The following is a 16,512-nucleotide window of genomic DNA, read 5'->3' on the forward strand; positions in this document are numbered from 1 at the left end:
CCACCATGAGCTCCAACTCCCGTCTGCGTACCTTCGGTTCGAAGACCGCCGGCCCCGGCCACCCCGTCTATGTCGTCGGCGAGATCGGCATCAACCACAACGGCGACCTCGGCAACGCCTTCAAGCTGATCGACGCGGCCGCCGAGGCCGGCTGCGACGCCGTGAAGTTCCAGAAGCGCACTCCGGAGATCTGCACCCCGCGCGACCAGTGGGACATCGAGCGCGACACCCCCTGGGGCCGCATGACCTACATCGACTACCGCCACCGCGTGGAGTTCGGCGAGGACGAGTACCGCCAGATCGACGACTACTCCAAGTCGAAGAACATCGCGTGGTTCGCCTCCCCGTGGGACACCGAGGCCGTCGCCTTCCTGGAGAAGTTCGACGTCCCGGCCCACAAGGTGGCCTCCGCGTCCCTGACCGACGACGAGCTGCTCCGCGCCCTGCGCGACACCGGCCGCACGGTCATCCTCTCCACCGGCATGTCGACGCCGAAGCAGATCCGCCACGCGGTCGAGGTCCTCGGCAGCGACAACATCCTGATGTGCCACGCCACGTCGACCTACCCGGCGCAGGCGGAGGAGCTCAACCTCCGCGTCATCAACACCCTGCAGGCCGAGTACCCGAACGTGCCGATCGGCTACTCCGGCCACGAGACGGGCCTGCAGACCACGCTCGCCGCGGTCGCCCTCGGCGCCGCCTTCGTCGAGCGCCACATCACCCTGGACCGCGCGATGTGGGGCTCCGACCAGGCCGCCTCCGTCGAGCCGCAGGGCCTGACCCGCCTCGTCCGCGACATCCGCACCATCGAGGCGTCTCTCGGCGACGGCGTCAAGAAGGTCTACGAGTCCGAGCTGGGCCCGATGAAGAAGCTGCGCCGCGTCTCGGGTGTCGTCGCCGAGGCCGAGATCGCCGCGGCAGCCGGCGAGCCGGTCGCGGTCTGAGCCACTGCCACAACTACCGCCTCTTCCGACTCCCAGCCCTCCCGACTCCCACCCCTTCCGATTCCAGGGAAGCGACGGTCGTACGCCGATGAGTCCCCGCGCCGGGTCCACCGGCCCCCAGTCACCCGCGTCACCCGCCACCCTGGCTTTCGTCGAAAGCCCGGTGCAGCTCCTGAACGTCCTGGAGTGGGCGCACGCGCATGCCCTGAGGGCGGCCGCCCTCAGGATCACGGGCGAGACCTCCGGGCCCCCGGGCCCGGAGCTGGGGGCCGGCCGGCCCGGCGGAATCGGCAGGTTCGGCCGCTCCGGCAGGCCTGACACATCCGGTGACGCCGAAACCACCGAGGCCGGCAGCGGCCTCACGCTCGTCGTCCTGTCGCCCACCGACCCGATGACCCGCGGACAGCTGCGCCGCATGGCCGAGCTGGCCAGGGACGAGGGGTACGAGGTGCGGTGGGAGGAGGCACGGGGCGGCGCGTCCGCTCCCTTCCACACGGTCGGCGGGCTCGCACCCTTGCTGCGGCGTGCCCGGCGCATCGTGATGGGCGACCCCTTCTCGCGGTACGTGCAGCTGCTGCTGACCATCACCCGCGCCCGCGATCTCGTCGTCGTGGACGACGGGACCGCGACCATGGAGTTCGTCTCCCAGCTCGCACGAGGTGAACGCCTGGTGCGGTGGCACCGGCGCGGCGGGCGGCTCGGGGCCCGTGACCTGCTCTTCGCACCGGTCTCGGCCCGGGCCCGCCGCCGGCTCACCCCCGGCACGGGACGGCGGGTGGAGGTCTTCTCCTCCATGCCGATCACCGAGACGCCCGACGGCGTCGACATCACGGCCAACGACTTCGCCTGGACCCGGGCCCGGTTCGGTCCTCCCCGCATCACGAAGGGCGCCGACCTGGTCGGAACCTCCCTGGTGGAGACGGGGGTCGTGGACCCCGACCGGTACCTGGAAGCGGTGAAGGGACTGGTCGGCACCTACGGGGCCACCCGCTACTTCGCCCACCGCAGGGAGAGCCCTGAGAAGCTGCACCGGCTGGCCGTGGAGACCGGCCTGGAGATCGTCCGGCCGGACCTCCCCCTCGAACTGATCGCCCGCCGCGGCCCCATCGGCCGTACGATCCTGAGCTTCCCGTCGACGGTGGTCCACACCCTGCCGCTCGCCCTGGCCGGCACGGAGGTCAAGGTCGCCGTCTTCGACATCGACCCGTCCTGGCTCACGGCGAACGCCTCCCCCCGCGCCCAGGGCTTCCTGTCGGGCGTCACGGACACCGCCCGCGACGTCCACCGCCTGTCGGCGGTCACGACGGCCACCTGAAAGTCACCCGAGTCCGTCACCGGCATCCACCGGCATCAGCGGTCGGTCGACTGCTTCCGGGCCAGCAGGAAAGCGCGGGGCAGCGTCTCGTTCTCGTACGCCTCCCGCACGACACGTGCCCGCGGGGTCAGCCCCGCCCGGTCGAGCAGCCCGGCCACCGCCTCCGGCTGCCGCCAGTGACAGTCGAGCGAGATGGCATGGCCGAACCACTCGGTGAGACGCGCCTGCTCGTCGGCCGTCTGGAAGGCCAGCAGTACGTGTCCACCGGGGGCCAGTACCCGGTGGAACTCCCGGAAGACCGCGGGTAGTTCGTCGTCCGGGACGTGGATCGTGGAGTAGAGGGCCGCGACACCGCCCAGCGCGCCGTCCGGGATGTCGAGGGCCGTCATCGAGCCCACCTCGAAGCGGAGCCCGGGGTACGTCTCGCGGGCCCGGGCGACCATGGCGGGGGAGAGGTCGATGCCGAACACCGGCACGCCCAGCGCGTGCAGGTAGGCCGTTATGTGGCCGGGCCCACAGCCGATGTCGGCAACGGGCGCGACGGGCGTAACCGGCGCAATGGGCGTGACGGGCGCGAGGGGGGCGACAGCGCCCGTGGACGCGAGAGCGGCCGTTCCGGCGGTCGAGCCGACGGAGGCCGCGGGGCCGGTGGCCGCCGGGGCCCAGGAGGCGGGCCCCTCGGTCCGCACCGACTCGGTGAACGTGGTGATGATCGCTCGGTCCAGAAGCGGGCCGGCGAACAGCGGGGCGGCGAACTCGGCCAGGGAGGTCTTCGCGTAGTCCGTCGCTATCGCGTCGTAGGAAGCGCGTGTGCTCATGATGAAGTCCGGTTCGGTCACGGTGGGCGACCATAGCGGGCCGTGTCGGCGCCCTGCCGGTGGAGCGGGGCCGTACGGGGTCACGGGGATCGAATCCGGCCGACGCCCCCCACCCAGCAGACACCCAGCAGACCTGGGCCGGTCTCCGTGGCGGCCCCCGCCGCCCCTCGCCGTGGCCGATGTCCGGCAGATGAACAGAACCGTGTGGGGGTCCGTATGCGTGGTATGCGTAGAGAGCCTGTTCCCGGGGACCCGGGAAGGGGCGTCGCTGCTCGGAGGTTTTCCCACAAGGAAGGCCGGAGGAACGTCGGAGGAAGGCCCGGGGAAGGCCGGATCCAGATCCCGCTGGGCAGGTGCAGGACCCAGTAGCCCGAAAAACCGGGCGAGTCTACCCAGCCCAGTCAATTTCTATGCGCCACGCGGCTAAATAATCTGTCCCGAACGGGTTGAAGTTTTGTTGATCGCAGGGCAGTTGGCCGCCGCGTCGCCCTACCCTTCAGAGGGTGAACAGACTGATGCCCCAAGAGTCCGAGGCCGATTCGTCCGGGGAAGCTTCGCCCGGAGAAGCTTCGTCCGGGGAGGAACTGCTTCCCGGCGTGCTGTCCGAGGCGCTGCGCGCCGAACTCGTCGCGTTCCGACGTGACTTGCACATGCACCCGGAGCTGGGGAACCAGGAGTTCCGTACCACCGCAGCGATCAAGGAGCGGCTGGAGCGGGCCGGTCTGCGGCCCCGCGTGCTCGACACGGGGACCGGGCTCATCTGTGACATCGGTGTACCGGACCCCGCGCTCCCGATGCTCGCCCTGCGCGCGGACATCGACGGCCTGCCCATTCCGGACATGAAGACCGAGTGCGCGTACCGGTCGACCGTGCCCGACCGGGCCCACGCCTGCGGGCACGACGTGCACACGACCGTCGTGCTGGGCGCGGGGCTCGTCCTCGCGGACCTCCATGAGAAGGGCCTGCTCGACCGGGCCGTACGCCTGATCTTCCAGCCCGCGGAGGAAGTGCTGCCCGGTGGCGCTCCCGACGTCATCAAGGGCGGAGGCCTCGACGGTGTCGGGCGGATCGTCGCCGTCCACTGCGACCCGAAGGTCGACGCCGGACGCATCGGCTTGCGGTACGGGCCCATCACCTCCGCCTGCGACCGCATCGAGGTCTCGCTGGACGGCCCCGGCGGGCACACCGCGCGGCCGCACCTCACCACCGATCTCGTCACCGCCGCCGCCCGGGTCGCCGTCGACGTGCCGGCCGTCGTCGCCCGGCGGGCGGACGCGCGCTCCGGGCTCTCCCTGACCTGGGGACGTATCGAGTCGGGCCACGCCTGCAACGTGATCCCGCAGCACGCCGAACTCTCCGGGACCGTACGGTGCCTGGACCTGGCGGCCTGGCGGACCGCGCCCGACCTGGTGCACGCCGCCATCGACGAGGTCGCCACCCTCCACCGGGCCAAGTCCGTGATCAACTACGTGCGCGGGGTGCCCCCGGTCGTCAACGGTCCGGGCACGACCGACCTGCTGCGCGCCGCGATGACCGCCCGGTTCGGGGCCCACACCGTGGAGGACACCGAGCAGAGCCTGGGCGGGGAGGACTTCTCCTGGTACCTGGAACACGTGCCCGGTGCCATGGCCCGGCTCGGGGTGCGTCCGCCGGGCGAGCGGACCATGCGGGACCTGCACCAGGGGGACTTCGACGCCGACGAGTCGGCCATCGCGGTGGGCGTCGAGCTCTTCACCGCGGCCGCGCTCCTGGAAGCCCGGGGCTGACGCTCTCCTGGAGGCCCGGGGCTGACGCTCTCCTGGAGGCCCGGGGCCGACGCGGGCGGCGAGCGGTTCACGGGCGGAGGGGTGACCGGTCGGTCCCCTTCGTCCTCTTGCGTCACTCGTACGTAACCGGCGGTGGGCGTTCGTAACCAGTCGTCGGCACGAATCGATAACGGCCGTGAGGAACCCCGTTCCCCTACCCGTCTACGCGCGTTACTGTGCGCCGCAGTCAGCGTCGTCAACGGCGCCGTTGGGGAATGTAAGGGGTGCTCTCTCATGCGTCGGATTTCTCGGAGAACCAGGCTTTCTCAAGCCGCTGTCGCCGTCGCGGTCGTCGTCGTCGCAGCCGCCGGTTGCGGCGAGACCAGCAACGAGTCGTCGGACAGCGACACCGGGTCCGACTCCGGGTCCGGCTACAAGGGCAAGGGCATCGGCCTCGCCTATGACATCGGCGGCAAGGGTGACCAGTCCTTCAACGACGCCGCCTACGCCGGGTTCGACAAGGCCCGCAAGGAATTCAAGATCGGCGGCAACGACATCGAGCCGAGCGACGGGGAGTCGGACGCCGACAAGGTGCAGCGCCTGACCCAGATGGCGAAGACCGGCTACAACCCCATCATCGGCGTGGGCTACATCTACGCCCCGGCGGTCAAGGAAGTCGCCGCCAAGTACCCGAAGGTCACCTTCGCCGTCATCGACGACGCCCAGGTGCAGGCGAAGAACGTCGCCGACATGGTGTTCGCCGAGGAACAGGCCTCCTACCTCGCCGGTGTCGCCGCGGCCAAGACCAGCAAGAAGGACCACGTCGGCTTCATCGGCGGCGTGGACATCCCGCTCATCCACAAGTTCGAGGCGGGCTTCGTCCAGGGCGTCAAGTCGGTCGACCCGAAGATAGAGATAGAGAAGCGGTACCTCACGGAGAAGCCCGAGGACGGCGGGTTCGCCAACCCGAGCATGGGCAAGGAGGCCGCCAGCGGCCAGATCGAGTCCGGCGCCGACGTGATCTACCACGCCGCCGGTCTGTCCGGCCAGGGCGTCATCCAGGAGGCCGCGGCCGAGAAGGTCTGGGCGATCGGCGTCGACTCCGACCAGTACAAGCAGAAGCCCCTCGCCGCGTCCAAGGAATGGATCCTGGGCTCGGCCCTCAAGGACGTCGGCGGCGCCGTCTACGAGGTCACCAAGTCCGTCGTCGACGGGAAGCCGCTCTCCGGCGAGCACCGCGGCGACCTGAAGTCGGGCGGCGTGGGCTTCGCCGACTCCAACCCGAAGTACAAGGCCATGACCGAGGTCGTCGCGGCCGTCGACAAGGCCAAGGAAGACATCGTCAGCGGCAAGGTCACCGTCAAAACCGAGTGACGCCCAACTGGGACCGGGTGACGCCCGACTGAGACCGGGTGACGCCCGACACACGCCGGGCGCCCGGTACGCGCCGACCGCCCGGCGCGTACCGGGCGCCCGCACGTACTGGCCGATTGCCTCGCCAGTAGGCCCTTCGTGGGCCCTTCGCAGGTCGTACGCCCCTTGCCTCCCGCAAGGGGCGTACGACGTTCCGTAGTCTTGGTGGCATCTGTGGCCACAGCTCGATAACGGACCGGACAGAAGGGGTTTTCCGTCTGGTCTACGCGCGTTACGCTGCGGCGGAACCAGCGCCTGGTATGGGCGCTTGCACACAAGGAGTCACGTTCCATGCGCCGGGTGTCCCGAATCGCTGTTGCGGGCGTTGCAACCGCTACCCTCACCGCCGCCCTCGCTGCTTGCGGCGGCACGTCCAACGACGCCGCGGACAGCGGCGACGGCAAGAGCAAGGGCATCGCCCTCGCGTACGACGTCGGCGGCGAGGGTGACCAGTCCTTCAACGACGCCGCGACCGCCGGTATGAAGAAGGCCGCCGGGGAGTTCAAGTACGGCTCCAAGGCTGTCGAGCCCACCGACGGAGAGTCGGACGCCGACAAGGTGCAGCGCCTGGAGACGCTGGCCAAGGCCGGCTACAACCCGGTGATCGGCGTCGGCTACGCCTACGCGCCGGCTGTCGCCGAGGTCGCCGACAAGTTCCCGAAGACAACGTTCGGCATCGTCGACGACGAGACGATCGACAAGAAGAACGTCACGGACATGGTCTTCCACGAGGAGCAGGCCTCCTACCTCGCGGGTGTCACGGCGGCCCTCACCACCAAGTCCAAGACGGTCGGCTTCGTCGGTGGCGTGGACAACCCGCTGATCCACAAGTTCGAGGCGGGTTACAAGCAGGGCGTCGCGGCGACCAACCCGAAGGTCAAGGTCGTCTCGCAGTTCCTGACCGAGAAGGCCGAGGACGGCGGCTTCGCCAGCCCCGACAAGGGCAAGACCGCCGCCGAGGGCCAGATCGAGGACGGCGCCGACGTGGTCTACCACGCCGCGGGCCTGTCCGGTCAGGGCGTCATCGAGGCCGCCTCCGCCGCGAAGGTGTGGGCGATCGGCGTCGACTCCGACCAGTACAGCCAGGACGCCCTCAAGGCGTACAAGCAGTACATCCTCACCTCGGCCACCAAGGACGTCGCGGGCGCGGTCTACAACCTCGCCAAGTCGATCCAGGACGGCAAGCCCGAGACCGGTGTCGTGCGTGCCTCCCTCAAGACCGGCGGCGTGGCCCTGGCGGACTCGAACCCCGACTTCAAGGGCAACGCCAAGCTGCAGGACGCCCTGAAGAAGGCCACCGACGGCATCAACGACGGCACGATCAAGGTCAAGACCTCGTAGTCACAGCACCAGCCGTGGTAACCGTGGTCAATCGGGCGCTGTAATGGCAGCGTTACGGTCGCGAAAACGGGGTGTGGGAAGGATGGCCTTCTCGCGCCCCGTTCGCGCGGCGGATGATCCAGGTCTGTCCGGAAGTCATGGATATGCCCGGAACGCTCGACTCCGCAGCAGGAGAAGTTGAAGCAGGGGCGCTACGCGCGTAGATGGCCCCTTTTCCAAGGAGTACGCCATCGACGCGTCCAGCAGCACTCCACTCGCCGCACCATCGACCGTCTCGGTCGAACTGGCGGGGATCACCAAGCGATTCCCCGGTGTCGTCGCCAACCACGACATCCACCTGTCCGTCCACCAGGGCACCGTGCACGCCCTCGTCGGCGAGAACGGCGCCGGCAAGTCGACCCTGATGAAGATCCTCTACGGCATGCAGAAGCCGGACGAGGGCACCATCGCGGTCGGCGGCGAACAGGTGACCTTCGCCAGCCCCGCCGATGCCATCGCGCGCGGCATCGGCATGGTCCACCAGCACTTCATGCTGGCCGACTACCTCACCGTCCTCGAAAACGTCGTCCTGGGCAGCGAGAAGCTGTACGGCATCGGCGGCGGCGCCCGCGAGAAGATCAAGGAGATCTCCGAACGGTACGGCCTGGGCGTACGCCCGGACGCTCTCGTCGAGGACCTCGGGGTCGCCGACCGCCAGCGCGTGGAGATCCTCAAAGTCCTCTACCGCGGCGCCCGCATCCTGATCCTGGACGAGCCCACCGCCGTCCTCGTGCCGCAGGAGGTCGACGCGCTCTTCGACAACCTCCGCGAACTCAAGGCCGAGGGCCTGTCCGTCATCTTCATCTCCCACAAGCTGGGCGAGGTCCTGTCGGTCGCCGACGAGATCACCGTCATCCGCCGGGGCACGACGGTCGGCACGGCCGTTCCCGCCGAGACCACCTCGCGTCAGCTCGCCGAGATGATGGTCGGCAGCGAACTGCCCACGCCGGAGACCGCCGAGTCGACGGTCACCGACAAGCCCGTCATCGAGGTCGAGAACCTCACCGTGTACGCCGTCGGCGGCGCCTCGCTCGGCGAGACCGGGGCGGTCGGGGCGGCAGGCGCTGCGGGGGCGGCCGGTGGGACCGCCGCCGGAAAGCTCGCTGACGTCGCGGCGGGCGGTGACGCCAAGCGCGTCCTCGACGACGTCACCTTCACCATCCACGCCGGCGAGGTCATGGGCATCGCCGGTGTCGAGGGCAACGGCCAGACCGAACTGATCGACGCCCTGATCGGCCTCAAGAACGCCGACGCGGGCACCCTCCGCTTCATCGGCGAGGAGATCACCTCCTGGCCCACCCGCAAGCGCCGTGAGCAGGGCGTCGGCTACATCCCCGAGGACCGCCACCGGCACGGCCTGCTCCTCGAAGCCCCGCTGTGGGAGAACCGCATCCTGGGCCACGTCACCGAGAAGCCCAACACGTATGGGAAACGGGGCATCTGGCTGGACACAAAGGGCGCCCAGGAAGACACCCGCCGCATCGTCGAGGAGTACGACGTCCGTACGCCCGGCATCGACGTCACGGCCGCCTCCCTGTCCGGCGGCAACCAGCAGAAGCTGATCGTCGGCCGCGAGATGAGCCACAAGCCGCGCTTCCTGATCGCCGCCCACCCCACCCGAGGGGTGGACGTCGGCGCGCAGGCCGCGATCTGGGACCAGATCCGCGAGGCCCGCCGCGAGGGCCTCGCCGTGCTGCTGATCTCCGCGGACCTGGACGAGCTGATCGGCCTCTCGGACACCCTCCGGGTGATCTACAACGGCAGGCTCGTCGCGGACGCCGACCCGGCGACCATCACCCCGGAGGAGCTGGGTTCGGCCATGACCGGCGCCGCCTCCGGACACCTGGAGCACGTAGAGCACGGAAAACAGGCAAGCCAGGTAGTGGAAGCCCCGGAGGACGAGGCCCGATGAAGAAGTTCGACAAGGAGCGAGTGCTCCTCGCGGTGGCCGGACCGGTCATCGCGCTCGTGGCGGCCGTGGTGCTGACCTCGTTCGTACTGATCGCCTCGGGCAAGAACCCGATCGAGCCGTACACCCTGATGTTCGAGCAGGCCGGCTTCGCCGACGTCCAGGTCCTGATCATCAACCAGGCCGGGGTCTACTACCTCGCCGCCCTCGCGGTCGCCGTCGGCTTCCGCATGAACCTCTTCAACATCGGCGTCGACGGCCAGTACCGCCTCGCCGCCATGATGACCGCGGTCGTCGGCGCGCACGTCTCGCTGCCGGCCGCCCTGCAGATCCCGTTCCTGATGCTGATCGCCGTGCTCACCGGCGCCTTCTGGGCCGGTGTCGCGGGCGTCCTCAAGGTCACCCGGGGAGTGAGCGAGGTCGTCGCGACGATCATGCTCAACGCCATCGCCACCAGCCTCATCGGCTACCTCACCCTCACCGAGGTCTGGGGCCGGCCGCTCGGCAACAACCAGACCACCGGCGTGATGAAGGAGTCCGGCTGGTTCCCCGGCTTCGACATGGGCGACGCGGGCGAGATCTACGGCTTCACCCTGATCGCCGTGCTCGCCGGTGTCCTCTACTGGCTGGTCCTCAACCGCACCCGCTTCGGCTTCGACCTGCGCGCCACCGGCGCCTCCGAGACCGCGGCCGCCGCCTCCGGCGTGGACGCCAAGCGCATGGTCCTCACCGCCATGCTGATCTCCGGCGGCATGGCGGGACTCGCGGGCCTGCCGATCCTCCTCGGCGACGCCCACACCTACAGCCTGTCCTTCCCGACGGGCCTCGGCTTCACCGGCATCACCATCGCGCTGCTCGGCCGCAACAACCCGGTCGGCATCGCCTTCGCCGCCCTGCTGGTCGCCTTCCTCGACAAGGCCTCACCCGCCCTCGACTACGCCACCCCGGTGGCGTACGACAAGGAGATCGCGGTGATCATGCAGGGCCTCATCGTGATCGCGGTCGTCGTCTCCTACGAGGCCGTACGCGTCTGGGGCCTGCGCCGCCAGCAGCGGCGCGTCGGCGCCGAACTCGCCGCGGCCGCCGCCAACGACAACTCCAAGAAGGAGGTGGCTGCCCGATGAGCACCTCGACCGTCGCCAAGCCGCAGGCTCAAAAGCCCGCCCGGGGCCGCCGCCGTATCTCGCTCCCGGTCCTGCTCCTGCTCATCGCGGGCCTGCTGGTCCTCGTCTCCGCCGTCCGGCTCATCACCGACGCGGACGGCATCACCTCGACCGGCCAGATGTCCACCGCCCTGCGCCTGGCCGTGCCGATCGGCCTCGCCGGACTCGGTGGACTGTGGGCCGAACGCGCGGGCGTCGTCAACATCGGCCTCGAAGGCATGATGATCCTCGGCACCTGGTTCGGTGCCTGGGCCGGCTTCCAGTGGGGCCCGTGGACCGGTGTCGCCTTCGGCATCATCGGCGGCGCCCTCGGCGGCCTGCTGCACGCGGTCGTCACCGTCACCTTCAACGTCAACCACATCGTCTCCGGCGTGGCCATCAACATCCTGGCCCTCGGCGTCACCCGCTACCTGTCGACCTTCGCCTTCGAGGGCGAGGAGGGCGGTACGTCGAAGCAGTCGCCGCCCGTCGACTCGCTCGGCACCTTCGACATCCCAGGGCTCTCGGACTGGCTGCAGACCCTCAACGGCAAACACTGGTTCCTGGTCTCCGACCTCGCAGGACTCGTCGGCGGCATCTTCACCGGCCTGTCGCCGCTCACCGTCGTCGCCGTCGCCCTCGTCCCGATCACCTGGTGGGTGCTCTGGCGCACCTCCTTCGGACTCCGGCTGCGCTCCTGCGGAGAGAATCCGGTGGCGGCCGAGTCGCTCGGCGTCAACGTCTACAAGTACAAGTACCTGGCCGTCGTCATCTCCGGCGGCTTCGCCGGACTGGGCGGCGCCTTCCTCTCCCTGGTCGCCTCCAACATCTACCTGGAGGGCCAGACCGGCGGCCGCGGCTACATCGGCCTCGCCGCGATGATCTTCGGCAACTGGATGCCGGGCGGACTCGCCCTCGGCGCGGGCCTGTTCGGCTACACCGACAGCCTCAAGCTGCGCGGCGGCGGCACCAACGTCCACGCGCTGCTGCTCCTTCTGGCGCTGCTGCTGATCATCGGCGCGGCCTACCTGGCGTGGAAGAAGCGCTACGTCCACGCGGCGATCACCGCGGTCGTCGGGGTGCTGGTGTTCCTCTGGTACAGCACCACCAACGAGGTCCCGAACCAGGTCGTCACCGCGACCCCGTACGTCGTCACGCTGCTCGTCCTCGCGCTCTCCGCGCAGCGCCTGCGGATGCCGAAGGCGGACGGCATGCCGTACCGGCGGGGGCAGGGCAAGTGACGACAGCGGCCGGCTCCACGCCCGCGGCCGTCGACTGGGAAGCCCTGCGGGAGGCGGCACGCGCGGCCATGTCCCGCGCGTACGCCCCCTACTCGGGCTACCCGGTCGGAGTCGCGGCCCTGGTCGACGACGGCCGGGTGGTCTCCGGATGCAACGTGGAGAACGCCTCGTACGGGCTCGGTCTGTGCGCCGAGTGCGGCCTGATCTCGCAGCTCCAGAACACCGGGGGCGGCCGGCTCACGCACTTCACGTGCGTCGACGGCCACGGCGAGATCCTCGTCCCGTGCGGCCGCTGCCGCCAGCTGCTGTACGAGTTCGGCGGCCCCGATCTCGTCCTGGAGACCCCGGCCGGTCTCCTGCCCCTCTCCGAGATGCTGCCGCAGGCCTTCGGGCCGGAGCACCTCACCAGGTAATTCCGGGGCACCTCACCGGACAATTCACGTGTGGCCCCTCCGTATCGTGTGTCGTCAAAAACACCGGGAGGGGCCGCTGCACTTCTGAAGGGAAGCCACTGCCCATGGACGCCATCTCCGTCATCCGCACCAAGCGGGACCGCGGCGAGTTCAGCGACGAGCAGATCGACTGGGTCATCGACGCGTACACGCGCGGTGAGGTCGCCGACTACCAGATGGCCGCCCTCAACATGGCGATCCTGCTCAACGGCATGAACCGCCGGGAGATCTCCACCTGGACGGCCGCGATGATCGCCTCCGGCGAGCGCATGGACTTCTCGTCCCTGTCCCGCCCGACGGCCGACAAGCACTCGACGGGCGGCGTCGGCGACAAGATCACGCTCCCGCTCGCACCGCTCGTGGCGGCCTGCGGCGCGGCCGTCCCGCAGCTCTCCGGCCGGGGCCTCGGCCACACCGGCGGCACCCTGGACAAGCTGGAGTCGATCCCCGGCTGGCGCGCCCTGCTCTCGAACGAGGAGATGCTCTCCGCACTGGACTCGGTCGGCGCGGTGATCTGCGCGGCGGGCGACGGCCTGGCCCCCGCGGACAAGAAGCTCTACGCGCTCCGTGACGTGACGGGCACGGTCGAGTCGATCCCGCTGATCGCCTCCTCCATCATGTCGAAGAAGATCGCGGAGGGCACTGGCTCGCTCGTCCTGGACGTGAAGGTCGGCACCGGCGCCTTCATGAAGACGATCGAGGACGCGCGCGAACTGGCCTCCACGATGGTCGGCCTGGGCACGGACCACGGCGTACGGACGGTCGCGCTCCTCACCGACATGTCCACCCCGCTCGGCCTGACCGCCGGCAACGCCCTCGAAGTCCGCGAGTCCGTCGAGGTCCTGGCGGGTGGCGGCCCGGCCGACGTCGTCGAACTGACCCTCGCCCTGGCCCGCGAGATGCTGGACGCGGCGGGCGTGAAGGACGCCGATCCGGCGAAGGCCCTTGCCGACGGCTCGGCGATGGACGCCTGGCGCCGCATGATCTCCGCCCAGGGCGGCGACCCGGACGCGCCGTTGCCCACGTCGAAGGAACAGCACGTGGTGAAGGCGGGAGCCTCGGGCGTCCTGACTCGCCTGGACGCGTACGACATCGGCATCGCGGCCTGGCGCCTGGGCGCGGGCCGCGCCCGCAAGGATGACCCGGTCCAGGCCGCCGCGGGCGTCGAACTCCACGCCAAGCCCGGCGACACGGTGACCGAGGGCCAGCCGCTCCTCACCCTCCACACGGACACCCCGGAACGCTTCGAGTACGCGCTGGAGGCGGTGGCGGGCTCGTACGACGTGGGCGCGCCCGGCACGGCGTTCACGGCGGCTCCGGTGGTGCTGGAACGTATCGCCTGATCTGCGCCTTCCTCGTACGGGTGAACGGGATCGGTGGACGGCCGCCGGTCCCGTTCGGCATGTTGGATCACTCACGCTCTACGGCGAGCCCCAGGGCGATGTCTACCGGGTCCTGCACGCGGGAAAGTTCGGCGAGCTGATCGTGCTGCCGGAGCCCTTCGACCTCAAGCTCGACACAAGCGTCTTTCCCGTCCACTGAGCGTCGGCCACGGGACCTCACCCCAACAACGCCGCGATCACCACCAGCACCGGCACCGCCAGCATCGTCGACAGCAGGATCGACTCGCGGGCCAGTACCTCACCGACCCGGTAGCGCGAGGCGTACGTGTAGAGGTTCTGCGCGGCCGGCAGGGCCGAGGTGACGACCACGTCGAGCAGGTGTTCGTCCCGGAGGCCGAAGACGCCCGCCGCGAGTGCCCACGCAGCGAGGGGCTGGCCCACCGACTTCAGGGCGACGGAGAGCAGCACGGGGGTCCGGTCGGCGCCCCGGCCCGGCATCGTGCTGCCGCACAGGGAGATACCGAAGGCGAGGAGCACGGCCGGCACCGACATGTTGCCGATCAGGGTCAGCGGATCCATGACGGGCCCCGGGACGGTCAGACCGGTCGCCGAGACGGCCACCCCGGACAGGGAACCGATGCCGACGGGGTTGCGGACGGGCGTGGTCACCCGCCGCCAGAGCGAGGGCTTCTCGCCGGAGCCCGACAGGTCGAGGACCGTCAGGGCGACCGGGGTCATCACGATCTGCTGGAACAGCAGGACCGGGGCCACGAGCGAGGCGTCGCCGAGGACGTACACGGCGATGGGGATACCGAGATTGCCCGCGTTGACGTAGCTGGAGCACAGCGCGCCGATCGTCGTACGGCCCACGCCCCAGCGGCGTACGGCACCGACCGCGACGAAGACCCCGGCAACCGCGAACGTGCTGACCGCCGTCACCAGCAGCCGGTTCGACAGGATCACCGACAGATCGGCCTGCGCGAGGGTCGTGAAGAGCAGCGCGGGCGTGGCGACGTGGAACGCGAGCTTGGTCAGTACCTCCCGGCCGTTGTCGCCCAGATACCCCCGGCGCCCGATCAGATAGCCGACGCCGATGACGACGGCGATGACCGCGAAGCCGTTCAGCACCCCCTGCACGGCACCTCCCGCAGGAGAGGCGTCCGGCGGTCCGGTTCAGGTATTCGTCGTGCGGCGGGTACTGATGCGCGAGGCCATTGGTGGGGCATACACCTAACCCTCCGGGGTAGGACATGCCCTGGTCAATGTGACTTTGAGCGACGAAACCACGCGGTCGGCCCCGGTTCAGCGATGAGTTCCGTGCCGCCGCTGGGTCTACTGGATGTGGACGCCATGACACCCGCCGTACTCGTACTGCCCGGCCCCGTCGCCCGAGACGAGGTGCCGGGGCTGTGCGAGGACGTGCGCACACGACTGAAGCACAGCAGAGCCGATGTAGTGGTCTGCGATGTCGCCGGGCTCGGACCACCGGGCCTGACGACCGTCGACGTACTGGCCCGGCTGGAGCTGGCCGCCCGGCGCGCGGGGGGACGGATCAGACTGCGCGACCCGGACCCCGCCCTGCGGGCGCTACTCGCTCTGGTCGGCCTCCCCTTCGAGGTGGAGGGGCAGCCCGAACAGTGGGAACCACCGCTGCGTGTCGAGGAAGCAGTGGAACCCGGTGATCCGCCCCTCTGAGATCTCCAGGACCTGTACGGCCCACGCCGTGCGGCCGCCGGTCTCCGGATCCGGCTTGTACTGGGCGAAGCCCGGCAGGCCGTTCACCGCCACCGGCACGAGGTGCGAGTTCGCACAGGGCGCGCCGAGCGTCGTCATGAAGCCTGTGATGTCCTCGGGGCCCGTCAGCCACAGGTCGAACGGCGGCATCGTCATTACCGCGTCCTCGTGCAGGAGCGCCGTCAACGCCGCCATGTCGTACCCCTCGAAGGCGGCCACATAGCGCTCCAGGAGCTTCTGCTGCTCCTCGTCGAGCGGGTCGGAGGTGGCGGCCCGGGCCGCGGCGCTCTCGCTCTCCGCGAGCGTGGCACGGGCCCGCTGGAGCGCGCTGTTGACGGAGGCGACCGTGGTGCCGAGCAGCTCGGCGACCTCGCTCGCCTTCCACGCCAGGACCTCGCGCAGGATGAGCACGGCCCGCTGCTTGGGCGGCAGTTGCTGCAGGGCGGCCATGAAGGCGAGGCGCACCGACTCCTTGGCCACGGCGGCCTCGGCCGGGTCCTCGACGGTCGGCAGCACGCGCGCGTCCGGCATGGGCTCCAGCCAGGTGTTGTCCGGGCGCGGGGTCAGGGCGGCCCGCGCGAGTGGTGTCGAGTCCGTCAGGTCCATGGGCCGGGCCCGCTTGTTGCCGGCGGTCAGCATGTCCAGACAGACGTTCGTCGCGATCCGGTACAGCCACGAACGCATCGAGGAGCGGCCCTCGAACTTGTCGTAGCTGCGCCAGGCGCGCACCAGCGTGTCCTGGACCGCGTCCTCGGCCTCGAAGGACGAGCCGAGCATCCGGTAGCAGTACCCCGTCAGCTCGACCCGGTGCTTCTCCAGCCGGATGTCGAGATCCTCCACCGTCGCCGTACCGTCACTCATAGCCAACCCACCCCTGTGGCTCCGTCCGGTGCCAGGCACCGCCTCATTGCGGCGCCGGCACTTCGGAAGCTACCGCAGCGCACTGACAATGGCCCCCCGAGATGAAAAAGGTGCAGGTCAGGACAGTAACTGTCCTGACCTGCACCCGCGTGTCCGCCGGCTGATCCCCGGTTGCTCTCTGATTGGTCGCCGGCAGATCCCGGGTTGGCCCCCGG

General features: G+C 69.8%; 14 protein-coding genes. 11 read left to right on the forward strand and 3 right to left on the reverse strand.

Annotated features, from left to right (window positions below):
- The first annotated feature begins 5 nt into the window (after positions 1 to 5).
- Positions 6 to 944, forward strand: coding sequence for an N-acetylneuraminate synthase family protein (locus AB0D14_RS36670; protein ID WP_362787448.1), 939 nt, complete (start codon positions 6 to 8; stop codon positions 942 to 944).
- Between the two features lie 88 nt (positions 945 to 1,032).
- Entirely contained in the window at positions 1,033 to 2,259 is a 1,227-nt protein-coding gene (locus tag AB0D14_RS36675; RefSeq protein WP_362787449.1) for a hypothetical protein, read from the forward strand.
- A gap of 35 nt (positions 2,260 to 2,294) precedes the next feature.
- Here the strand turns inward: AB0D14_RS36675 and AB0D14_RS36680 are convergent, their stop codons facing one another.
- Positions 2,295 to 3,098, reverse strand: coding sequence for a class I SAM-dependent methyltransferase (locus tag AB0D14_RS36680; RefSeq protein WP_362787450.1), 804 nt, complete (start codon positions 3,096 to 3,098; stop codon positions 2,295 to 2,297).
- A gap of 494 nt (positions 3,099 to 3,592) precedes the next feature.
- On the opposite strand from AB0D14_RS36680, the gene AB0D14_RS36685 reads away from it, so the two are divergent.
- The 8 genes from AB0D14_RS36685 to AB0D14_RS36720 all read left to right on the forward strand — a co-directional run bounded on the left by AB0D14_RS36685 (position 3,593) and on the right by AB0D14_RS36720 (position 13,702).
- Positions 3,593 to 4,843: an amidohydrolase gene (locus tag AB0D14_RS36685; protein ID WP_362787480.1), complete on the forward strand. Its 1,251-nt coding sequence runs from the start codon at positions 3,593 to 3,595 to the stop codon at positions 4,841 to 4,843.
- Positions 4,844 to 5,116: 273 nt separating this feature from the next.
- Positions 5,117 to 6,196: a BMP family ABC transporter substrate-binding protein gene (locus AB0D14_RS36690; RefSeq protein WP_362787451.1), complete on the forward strand. Its 1,080-nt coding sequence runs from the start codon at positions 5,117 to 5,119 to the stop codon at positions 6,194 to 6,196.
- Positions 6,197 to 6,526: 330 nt separating this feature from the next.
- Positions 6,527 to 7,576, forward strand: a complete 1,050-nt coding sequence (locus tag AB0D14_RS36695) for a BMP family ABC transporter substrate-binding protein (protein ID WP_362787452.1) — start codon at positions 6,527 to 6,529, stop codon at positions 7,574 to 7,576.
- 229 nt (positions 7,577 to 7,805) lie between these two features.
- Entirely contained in the window at positions 7,806 to 9,527 is a 1,722-nt protein-coding gene (locus tag AB0D14_RS36700; RefSeq protein WP_362787481.1) for an ABC transporter ATP-binding protein, read from the forward strand.
- The gene (locus tag AB0D14_RS36705) at positions 9,524 to 10,648 is read left to right on the forward strand and encodes an ABC transporter permease (protein WP_362787453.1); all 1,125 of its coding nucleotides are present in this window, start codon (positions 9,524 to 9,526) and stop codon (positions 10,646 to 10,648) included. Before AB0D14_RS36700 ends, AB0D14_RS36705 begins: the two co-directional genes overlap by 4 nt.
- A complete protein-coding gene (locus AB0D14_RS36710) occupies positions 10,645 to 11,907 on the forward strand; it encodes an ABC transporter permease (protein WP_362787454.1) in 1,263 nt (420 codons plus the stop codon). Before AB0D14_RS36705 ends, AB0D14_RS36710 begins: the two co-directional genes overlap by 4 nt.
- On the forward strand, positions 11,904 to 12,320 hold the full coding sequence (locus tag AB0D14_RS36715) for a cytidine deaminase (protein ID WP_362787455.1): 417 nt from the start codon (positions 11,904 to 11,906) through the stop codon (positions 12,318 to 12,320). Before AB0D14_RS36710 ends, AB0D14_RS36715 begins: the two co-directional genes overlap by 4 nt.
- Positions 12,321 to 12,418: 98 nt before the next feature.
- Positions 12,419 to 13,702 (forward strand): thymidine phosphorylase, encoded by a 1,284-nt coding sequence (locus AB0D14_RS36720; protein ID WP_362787482.1) that lies wholly within the window; start codon positions 12,419 to 12,421, stop codon positions 13,700 to 13,702.
- A gap of 216 nt (positions 13,703 to 13,918) precedes the next feature.
- Here AB0D14_RS36720 and AB0D14_RS36725 read toward each other — a convergent pair whose 3' ends face one another.
- The gene (locus tag AB0D14_RS36725) at positions 13,919 to 14,839 is read right to left on the reverse strand and encodes an AEC family transporter (protein WP_362787456.1); all 921 of its coding nucleotides are present in this window, start codon (positions 14,837 to 14,839) and stop codon (positions 13,919 to 13,921) included.
- Positions 14,840 to 15,010: 171 nt separating this feature from the next.
- Here AB0D14_RS36725 and AB0D14_RS36730 point away from each other — a divergent pair, with 171 nt between their 5' ends.
- Positions 15,011 to 15,397 carry an STAS domain-containing protein gene (locus tag AB0D14_RS36730; protein WP_362787457.1) on the forward strand — a complete coding sequence of 129 codons (387 nt, stop codon included), beginning with the start codon at positions 15,011 to 15,013 and terminating at the stop codon, positions 15,395 to 15,397.
- Here the strand turns inward: AB0D14_RS36730 and AB0D14_RS36735 are convergent.
- Positions 15,290 to 16,297 (reverse strand): sigma-70 family RNA polymerase sigma factor, encoded by a 1,008-nt coding sequence (locus AB0D14_RS36735; protein WP_362787458.1) that lies wholly within the window; start codon positions 16,295 to 16,297, stop codon positions 15,290 to 15,292. The two genes, AB0D14_RS36730 and AB0D14_RS36735, sit on opposite strands and share 108 nt — an antisense overlap.
- Between the last annotated feature and the right edge of the window lie 215 nt (positions 16,298 to 16,512).

This window comes from Streptomyces sp. NPDC048484 (genome assembly GCF_040651415.1).
Taxonomy (GTDB): domain Bacteria; phylum Actinomycetota; class Actinomycetes; order Streptomycetales; family Streptomycetaceae; genus Streptomyces.

What these genes read in the sequence shown, in the direction of transcription:
- AB0D14_RS36705 (WP_362787453.1), top strand. Translation starts at nt 9,524, where the DNA reads ATGAAGAAGTTCGACAAGGAGCGAGTGCTCCTCGCGGTGGCCGGACCG.
- AB0D14_RS36675 (WP_362787449.1), top strand. Translation starts at nt 1,033, where the DNA reads ATGAGTCCCCGCGCCGGGTCCACCGGCCCCCAGTCACCCGCGTCACCC.
- AB0D14_RS36735 (WP_362787458.1), bottom strand. Translation starts at nt 16,297, where the DNA reads ATGAGTGACGGTACGGCGACGGTGGAGGATCTCGACATCCGGCTGGAG.
- AB0D14_RS36710 (WP_362787454.1), top strand. Translation starts at nt 10,645, where the DNA reads ATGAGCACCTCGACCGTCGCCAAGCCGCAGGCTCAAAAGCCCGCCCGG.
- AB0D14_RS36695 (WP_362787452.1), top strand. Translation starts at nt 6,527, where the DNA reads ATGCGCCGGGTGTCCCGAATCGCTGTTGCGGGCGTTGCAACCGCTACC.
- AB0D14_RS36670 (WP_362787448.1), top strand. Translation starts at nt 6, where the DNA reads ATGAGCTCCAACTCCCGTCTGCGTACCTTCGGTTCGAAGACCGCCGGC.
- AB0D14_RS36690 (WP_362787451.1), top strand. Translation starts at nt 5,117, where the DNA reads ATGCGTCGGATTTCTCGGAGAACCAGGCTTTCTCAAGCCGCTGTCGCC.
- AB0D14_RS36730 (WP_362787457.1), top strand. Translation starts at nt 15,011, where the DNA reads ATGAGTTCCGTGCCGCCGCTGGGTCTACTGGATGTGGACGCCATGACA.
- AB0D14_RS36685 (WP_362787480.1), top strand. Translation starts at nt 3,593, where the DNA reads ATGCCCCAAGAGTCCGAGGCCGATTCGTCCGGGGAAGCTTCGCCCGGA.